Annotated in this window: 2 protein-coding genes; both read left to right on the forward strand. The window is 62.5% G+C overall.

Features of this window, described 5'->3' with window-relative positions:
• The first annotated feature begins 38 nt into the window (after positions 1–38).
• Entirely contained in the window at positions 39–6,227 is a 6,189-nt protein-coding gene (locus tag QZ511_RS15580) for a hypothetical protein (protein WP_295803751.1), read from the forward strand.
• On the forward strand, positions 6,227–8,600 hold a 2,374-nt coding region (locus QZ511_RS15585), incomplete at its 3' end, for an OmpA family protein (protein WP_295803753.1). The genes QZ511_RS15580 and QZ511_RS15585, both read left to right, overlap by 1 nt.

The following is an 8,600-nucleotide window of genomic DNA, read 5'->3' on the forward strand; positions in this document are numbered from 1 at the left end:
AAGTGCGGGTAACACTGACCACCCATGTCGCCAATACCGTGGATACCAACGCGGGAGACACCTTCAATAACAGTGCCACGGTCAATTTCGACGGTGGCAGTGAACAGACAAGCGCGCCCTCGCAAGACCTGCTGATCGTCGAGCCGCTGGTCAGCGTGGACAAATCCGTAACGCCGGATACCGCCGCGGGGGTGGGTGACCTGCTGACCTATACCGTCGTTCTCGCTGCGCAGGACGGAGTGAATTACTCCACTGCCTATGACCTGCAGCTGGTGGACACCCTGAGCGCGGGACTGGAATATGTGCCCGGCACCGCCGAGGTGAATGGCGTTCCCAGTGAGCCGACCATCACCGGCTCGCCGCAGGTGTTGAGCTGGCCGGCCTGGGACCTGGCCAAAGGCGACCAGGCAGACGTGGTTTATCAGGTGCAGGTGCAGGATGAAGTGGGCCCGGGACAACCCCTGGTCAACGTTGCCACGGCCACCTGGACCAGCCTCAGCGGTGACGACAGCAACGAGCGCGATGGCAGTGGTGGCCTGAACGACTACATTGCTTCCGATACCACCAACGTGGGTGCGCTGGACAACACTACCCTGGCCAAGGCGTGGGTTACCGACACTTTCGGTACTGCGGACCAGAACCTGCGGGTAGGGGACCGGGTGGATTTTGTCCTGACGGTTGGCCTGCAGAAGGGCACCCACAGCGACCTCGAACTGGTGGACAGCCTGCCGCTCGGGATGGTGTTCGAGCGCGTGGTCAGCGCCAGCGAATTTGGTGTTTCCGTACCCGCCGATCCTGTCGTAACCGGCGACGGCATCAACAGCGCGCAGACACTGACCTGGAGCTGGCCGACACTCACCAACCCCACGGGCAGCAGCAGCGATGAAGTGCAGATCGTCTACCGCGCGCGGGTGCAGAAGGATGTGTTCAACCAGCTGCCGGTGACCCAGCAACTGCTCAACACCGCCACGCTCGACTACACCGTGGTTGGCCTGCCGGCACCGGGCAAAACCGCCGAAGCAACACCGAATCTGGTGCAGCCCGACCTGGCGATTGCCAAATCCGTTGCCACTGCCGACGGTGACAGTGTCATTGTCGCCGGTGAACCGGTGACTTATACGGTGGCAGTTACCAACACCGGCGCCGCGCCGGCCTATGACCTGGTGGTGCGCGATACGCTGCCGCCGGGCATGCGCAACAACGGCGGGCCCACTACCGTTTCCGTGGCCCTCGGTGCGAGCAGTCTCGCTACCGTTACCCCCACCTATGACGCTGCCAGCGGTATTGCACTGTGGGATTTCAACAGCGGCGGTGCCGATACCTATACCATCCCGCCGGGCGACACGCTGACACTAGTGTATACGGTGAGCGCAGACCCGGATCTCGCCGCGGGCCTGACCCTGGATAACAGTGCCGAGGCTTACCGCTACTACTCCTTCGACGATGAAGCGGTACCGGCAGGGGCTGTGGTGAGTGATCGCCAGCAATACGGCCCAGGCACGCCGGCCATCGCCACCCTGACCGCTGCCGGTCCCGGCGCGCTCGCCAAGGTGCCGGCCCAGACCGCGGTGGCCATTGGCGACCAGCTTGTTTACACCATTACCGTGCCGGAAGTTCCCGCGGATGTTGCGCTGCAGGATGTGCGTATCCACGATAACCTGGTGGCAACCGGTGTCGACCTGGGTTTCGTTTCCGCCACGCTCGACGGCACCCCGCTTACCAACACCGGTACGGCGACTGACCTGGTGCTGGAAAACAGCAGCGGTGGTATCGATATTCCTGCGGGCACCCAGGTGGAAGTACTGGTTACCGTAGAAGTGCTGAATACGGACAACAACTTCAACCGCACCGAGCCGTTTGTTAACCACGCCTGGTACGACTACAGCAACGGTGTGGCGCGCCTGGGCGACGACGCCACTACTGGCGCCGATGCAGAAGCCGTGACCATCGTGCACCCGGAACTGGTGGTGGAGAAAACCGGCCCGGCAACCATGCGTGTGGGCACTCCGGCCAACTTTACCCTTGATGTTCTCAACAGCGGCGACAGCAGTGCGTGGAATGTCACCCTGAGCGACTGGTTGCCAAACCCGGTTCCCGGCGGCCTATGTGATATCCAGCCGCAGATCCAGTCCGCGGAGATCCGCAAGGCGGACGGCAGCACGGTTATCGGTCTCAGTGCGGCGGATTTCGCGGTGAGTTTCACGGCCGGTGAGCCGACCTGTGAGTTCACCGCCACACTGCAGAGTGATGATGCGCTGGAAGCGGGCGACCGGCTGCTGCTCACTTATGCGGTGTCGCTGGACGAGGACAATATCCACGGGAGCACCTTGACCAATATCGCTGGCGCCACCCAGTGGTACAGTGCCGCGTCCAGCGCCGCGGAACGTTTCGCCTACCAGCGCACGCTGACCGACGGTACGCCCGGTGTGATCGATCACCAGGACACCCACGAATTTCTCGTGGAAGCCGCGATTCTGGAAACCCGCAAAACCGTCTTCAATGTCACCACTGGCGAGTCCGGCGCGACCGCAAGCCCCGGTGACCGCCTGCGCTACACCGTCGAAATTCAGAACACCAGTGACGTGCCGCTGAATGATTTTGGTATGCGGGATGAACTGGATCGCCTGAACAGCCTGCCGATGTTCGAGGCGGCGACCCTGGGTGATGTCACCGCACCTGCTGGCGCCACTGCCAGCGTGGTGGGTGATGGCGGCACGCACGCCACCGGCCTGTTGCAGGTGAGCAATCTTTCCATTGCCGCCGCCGGCGAGACCGGTGACACCCTGACGATTGTCTTCGAGGCGACCCTCACGCAGGTGATCACCAGCGGCACCGTTGTGCTCAACCAGGCGCAACTGACGCTGAGCGATGTGGTATTCGGCCTCAGTGACGATCCGCAGGTTGGGGGTACCGAAGATCCCACCGAAACCCTGATCAGCTCGACACCGCTGTTCAAGGTAGAGAAAACTTCCGCAGACCTCACCGGGGATGCCGCTTTACTGCAGCCGGGCGATACCCTGCGTTACACCCTCACGGTCGAAAATATCGGTGGCGAAGACAGTGTGCAGACGCAGCTGCGCGACCAGATCCCGGCCAATACCACCTACGTTGCCAACTCCACCACCCTCAATGGCGGCAGCGTGGCGGATGTAAACAACACTTCGCCCCTTGTCGCGGGTATGGCCATCAACACTGCCGGGCTGGCACCCGGTGAAATCAATGCCCTGAGCGGCGATGTGGCGGTGGTGACTTTCGATGTGACCATCAACGACGTCAATGAAGGTACGGTAATCGCCAACCAGGGCTTTGTGGTGGCAGATGGTGCGGGCAGCGGTCCGGTTGCCGAAACCCCCTCGGACGATCCCGCCACTGAAACCCCGGACGATCCGACGATCGATATCGTCGGTGATGTGGCCTCGCTGCTGGTACAGAAAACCGTGGCAATCCAGCAGGACAGCCTCTCCATCGGACTCGTTGATCCGGGCGATACCCTGCGTTACACGATTGTCGTGCGCAATATCGGTGGCCTGGATGCTACCGAAGCCGAGCTGGTGGACCTGATTCCCACCAATACCACCTACGTGCCCGCAAGCACCACGCTCAACGGTATTGCGGTGGGCGATAACGGCGGTGGTGAAGCACAGATCGCAACCGGCCTGCCGATCTCTTCCGGTGACCTGACCCCACCGTTGCCCGGTGCCGTCGAGGGCGTCATCACCGCGGGCCAGACCGCCACCATCGAGTTCGATGTCACGGTCAATGCGGATACCCCCGCGGGCACGGTGATCAGCAACCAGGGCAGTGTTGCCACCCTTGAGGTGGCGCAGACCCTGACCGACGCCGACGGCAATCCGGGCAATGGTGCGCAGCCCACGGAGATTGTGGTGGGCGACGCGCAGCAGCTTGCCATCGTCAAGGAAGTGGCGGTGGTCGAGGGCGCGGCCGAGGCGGGTTCCACCCTCGAATACCTGGTGCGCATTACCAATATCAGCTCCGTTGCGGCGAGCAATGTGGTGATCACTGACGATCTGCTGCTGGCCGGTGAGGGGGTACTCACCTACGTCGCCGACTCCGCAATGCTGAATGGCCAGACCGCGGGAGTCAGTGTCAACGGATCGCTGATCACTGCGGATTACGCCGCGACCTACGGTGACCTGCCCCCGGGCGAATCCGCGACTCTGCGCTTCCAGGCGAAGCTGGGCATGGATCTGGAAATCGGTTTCCGCGTGGTGAATACCGCACGGGTGGAGTGGAATGATCCGGCGCAGAACAAGGAGGCCAGTGCCGCGATTGATGTGGGCGGCACCCCGGGTATCGCCAACCTGGCGGGTTACCTGTGGCACGACATCAATTTCAGTGAGGCGCAGGATGCCGATGAGCCGCTGCTGGCCAACTGGAGCATTGCCCTGTACCTGAACGGTGATCTGCAGGAAACCGTGCAGAGTGACGAAAACGGGTTCTTCCAGTTCGATGGCCTGATGCCCAACGCCACCGCTGGTGGCACCGGTTACGAACTGCGCTTCCTGGCACCGAACGCCGGCGCCAGTACCGCTTCCCTGGGCAACGCCAGCTCGGATTACACCAATGGGCCACAGCGGATCAGCGAGATTTTTGTCGCTTCCGGTGTAAACCCGCAGAACCTCAATCTGCCGATCACACCCAACGGTGTCATCTTTGACTCGGTGCGGCGCGCGCCGGTATCCGGGGCCATGGTGTCCATGCTGCTGGCGCAGAGCGGAGTGGAAGTACCCGAGTCCTGTTTTGAGGATCCGGCACAGCAGGGGCAAATCACACTGCCCGGCGGCTTCTACAAGTTCGATCTCAATTTCAGTGGCGCGGGCTGTCCGGCCAATGCGGATTACCTGATCCGGGTGGAGTTGCCCGGTGACAGTTATGTGGTTGGGGAATCCGCGATTATTCCGCCGCAAACCAATGTGGACACGGCCGGGTTCGATGTCGCTGCCTGTCTCGGCAGCGGTGGCGATGCGGTTGCGGCGACGCCGGAACACTGTGAGGCCCAGGCGTCGGCATTCCTGCCGCCGCTGGATATCGATGCCAACAGTCCGGAAACCGACTACTACCTGCGTCTGACCCTGGATGACAACCGGATTCCCGGTGAAAGCCAGCTGTTCAACAACCACATTGCGGTTGATCCGGTACTGGACGGCGCCCTGACCATTACCAAGAAGGCCGCGCTGTTGAATGTGACCCGCAGCCAGTTGGTGCCCTATACCATCACCTTCAGCAACACCATGGGCGTACCGCTGACGGATCTGCGCCTGGTGGACTTCTTCCCCGCGGGCTTCAAATACATTGCCGGTTCCGCGCGCATGGATGGCCAGGTACTGGAACCTGAAATGAATGGACTCGAGCTCAGCTGGTCCGGCCTGCGCGTCGAGCCAGAGCAGACCCGCGCGGTGAAACTGTTGCTGGTAGCGGGCTCCGGTGTCGGTGAGGGCGAGTACGTCAACCGCGCGCGGGTTTTCAACGGGCTGTCCGGCCAGGACCTGTCTGGCGAGGCCTCGGCGACGGTGCGCGTGGTGCCGGACCCGACCTTCGACTGTACCGACGTGATCGGCAAGGTGTACGACGACAAGAATCTGAACGGTTACCAGGATCAGGGCGAGGGCGGTGTGCCCGGGGCGCGGGTGGTCACGGCCACCGGTCTCAAGGCCACCACCGATGCTCACGGGCGTTTCCACATTACCTGTGCGGCGGTGCCCAATCCGGATCGCGGTTCCAACTTCGTGTTGAAACTGGACGACCGCAGCCTGCCCAGCGGCTTCCGCCTGACCACGGAAAACCCGCGGGTGCAGCGCGCCACCCGAGGCAAGATGCTGGAGTTCAACTTCGGCACCAGCCTGCATCGGGTTGTGCGCCTCGACCTGGCCGAGGCGGTGTTCGAGCCGGGTACCACCGAGCTGCGGCCACAGTGGCATTCACGCACCGAGCTGCTGCTGGAGAAACTCCAGGAAGCGCCGTCCGTACTGCGCCTGTCCTACCTTGCGGAAAACGAAGATCCGTCACTGGTAGACGCGCGCCTGCAGGCGATCAAGGCGCAGGTCGCCAACGACTGGGCGGCACTGGATTGCTGTTACAAGCTCAGTATCGAAACCGAAATATTCTGGCGCAGAGGAGCCCCGCCCAGCCGCGGTGGACTGCTCGACGGCCTTAAACGCAGTGTTGATCGTGCGCTTGGCAGTGACGATCAGGGAGGATTCCAGTGATGTTCCGTCCTTCTAAATATTCGCGCATTGTGCTGCTGGCGGTATTGGCCAGCACGCCGGTAGTGGCGCAGGAAACCGAAACGGAAAATCCGCAGGCCGGCGCGGGAGACACTTCCTGGTGGCAGAAAATTCCGGGGCTGTCGCCTGAAATAGAGAGCGTTGCGGACTACAGTGAAAAGCCCCTGGGCAACAACACCGAATCCACCCTGATTCCCGCCGTGGGTCAGCTGTGGGTGCAGGATGCGGAATCCTTTATCGATCCGGAAGAGCCGGTGGTGGAGAGCAATGTGCTGCCGCCGCTGGTATACCGGGAAGTGGACGACGAGATCGATCCGGCACTGGTGGAAGAGCTTCGGGAAAAACTGGCGGCACTGGAAAACGCCCACGAACTGCAGCTGATTTTCACCGCACATACCGATAGCGATCCCCTGTCCGAAGAGCAGCTGTCCGGGTACGCGGATAAAACCGCGTTTACCGCGGCCCGCGCCAGGCAGGTGGCGGAATATTTCCAGACCGCTCTGGAGCTGTCCGAAGACGCCGTCGTTTTCGAGGGCCGCGGCGACAGCGAACCACTGACGGAAAATATTACCCGGCAGGGGCGCGAACTGAACCGTCGCGTCGACGTGCAGCTGCGCTATTTCGAGCTGGACGAACAGGCCCGCGCCGCCCAGCGCCGCGCCCAGGCGATGCAGCTAAACCGGGTCAAGGTCTGCCGTCAGGAAACCGTGTGTAAGCTGCGCTACACCGCGGGCACCGACCAGCGCGCGCGCCTGAAAAACCTGGTTACCCCGCTGCGCCTGCAGCCGGGACAGGTGGACCTGCCACAGGCATTCGTGCGCCGTATCAGCGAGGTGCGCAACACCCTGCTGGACAAGCCCAACCTGACCATTCACTTCGTCGGCCACACCGACGGCAAGCCGTTGCCGGAAGGCCCGGCGGAACTGTATGACGACCAGATGGCGCTGTCGCGCGCGGAAGCGCGGCGGGTGGCGCTGGCGGTCGCAGACCAGCTGAACCTGCCGGGCTATATGGTGACCAGCAGTGGCAAGGGAGCCAGCCAGCCCATCGCCGCCAATGACACCGCCAAGGGCCGCGCCCTGAACCGCCGGGTGGAAGTGGAATTCTGGTACGACGACCTGCTGGAAACCGCCGCCGATGGCGTGCAGGCGTGCCCGGAGTCCGCCGCCGCGGAAACCATCACCATTACCCACGAATCCCCCACCGGTGCGATTCCGCCGATCTTTATCCGCGGCGGTGAGCCCGAAGTCAGCGCCGCGCAGCTGGCACAGATGCAGCGGGTGATGGACGAGGTGGCCGGCAAGAAAGGCGTGCGCCTGAGCTTTGTCGGCTACAGCGATAACGAGCGCATGGAGCGCCGCGAAGCCATGGTCTACGGCGACGACGTGGGCCTTTCCCGCGCGCGCGCCAGGAAAACCATGGAGCTGGTACAACAGAAGCTCGGCCTCACCGATGAAGAAGTGGCGTTTGAAGGCCGCGGCTATGTGGAATCCCCGGATGTGGTGCAGACCGGGTTTATCCACATGGACGGCGCCCGGGTGGAAGTACAGGTGTTGTACGACGAACTCGCGGTACTCGCGGAAAGCGACCGCCTGGAGATCGAACGCCTGCAGCGCGAGGCCGAGGCGCACAACCCCTACGCCCTGAACCTGATGCGCATCACCGTGGACGGTGCACCGGAATACGATCCCTATAAAAATTCCGCGGACCTGCAACGCTGCACCGACGTCGCCCTGGAACAGGCCAATATCCAGTTCCGTTTCGACAACCAGGCCATGCAGCCGCGCCTGAACGTCACTGCATTCCCGAGTACCCTCCGCTACACCGACAATCCGGACACGGAGCTGGCGGAAAGCCGGGTGCAGTTCAAGCGCTACACCAACTACCCGTCCTACATCACCCGCGCGGAAGTGCGGATTTTCGAGGAAGAGCAGTCCCTGCGCGATGCGCCGCTGGCGGTTGTCACCCTCGACCAGAACGGTGAGGGCAGCTGGGACGCGGATTTTGATTCCTTCCAGGCACCGCTGAAAAAACTGCAATATGTGTTGCGGGTGTACGACTGGAAACAGCGCTTCGACGAAACCCGCCCGCAGACATTGTGGATTGTGGATAACTTCGAGCCGCAGCTACAGCAAGCCACCACCGAAAATGAACTGCTGGTGGGCTACGGTGAAAACCGCCTGGCGGAACAGAATATTCCGGTGAGCGGCAATGCGGTGCTGGTCAACGGCGAGCAGATCCCGCCGAATCACAGTGTGTGGCTGGCGGGCCGCGAAATTCCGGTGGGCAGCGACGGCAAGTTTGTCGCGGAAGAAATTTTTGCCAAGGGCCTGCACACCGTGGAAGTGGCGGTGC

This window comes from uncultured Microbulbifer sp. (assembly GCF_913055755.1).
In the GTDB taxonomy this organism is placed as follows: domain Bacteria; phylum Pseudomonadota; class Gammaproteobacteria; order Pseudomonadales; family Cellvibrionaceae; genus Microbulbifer.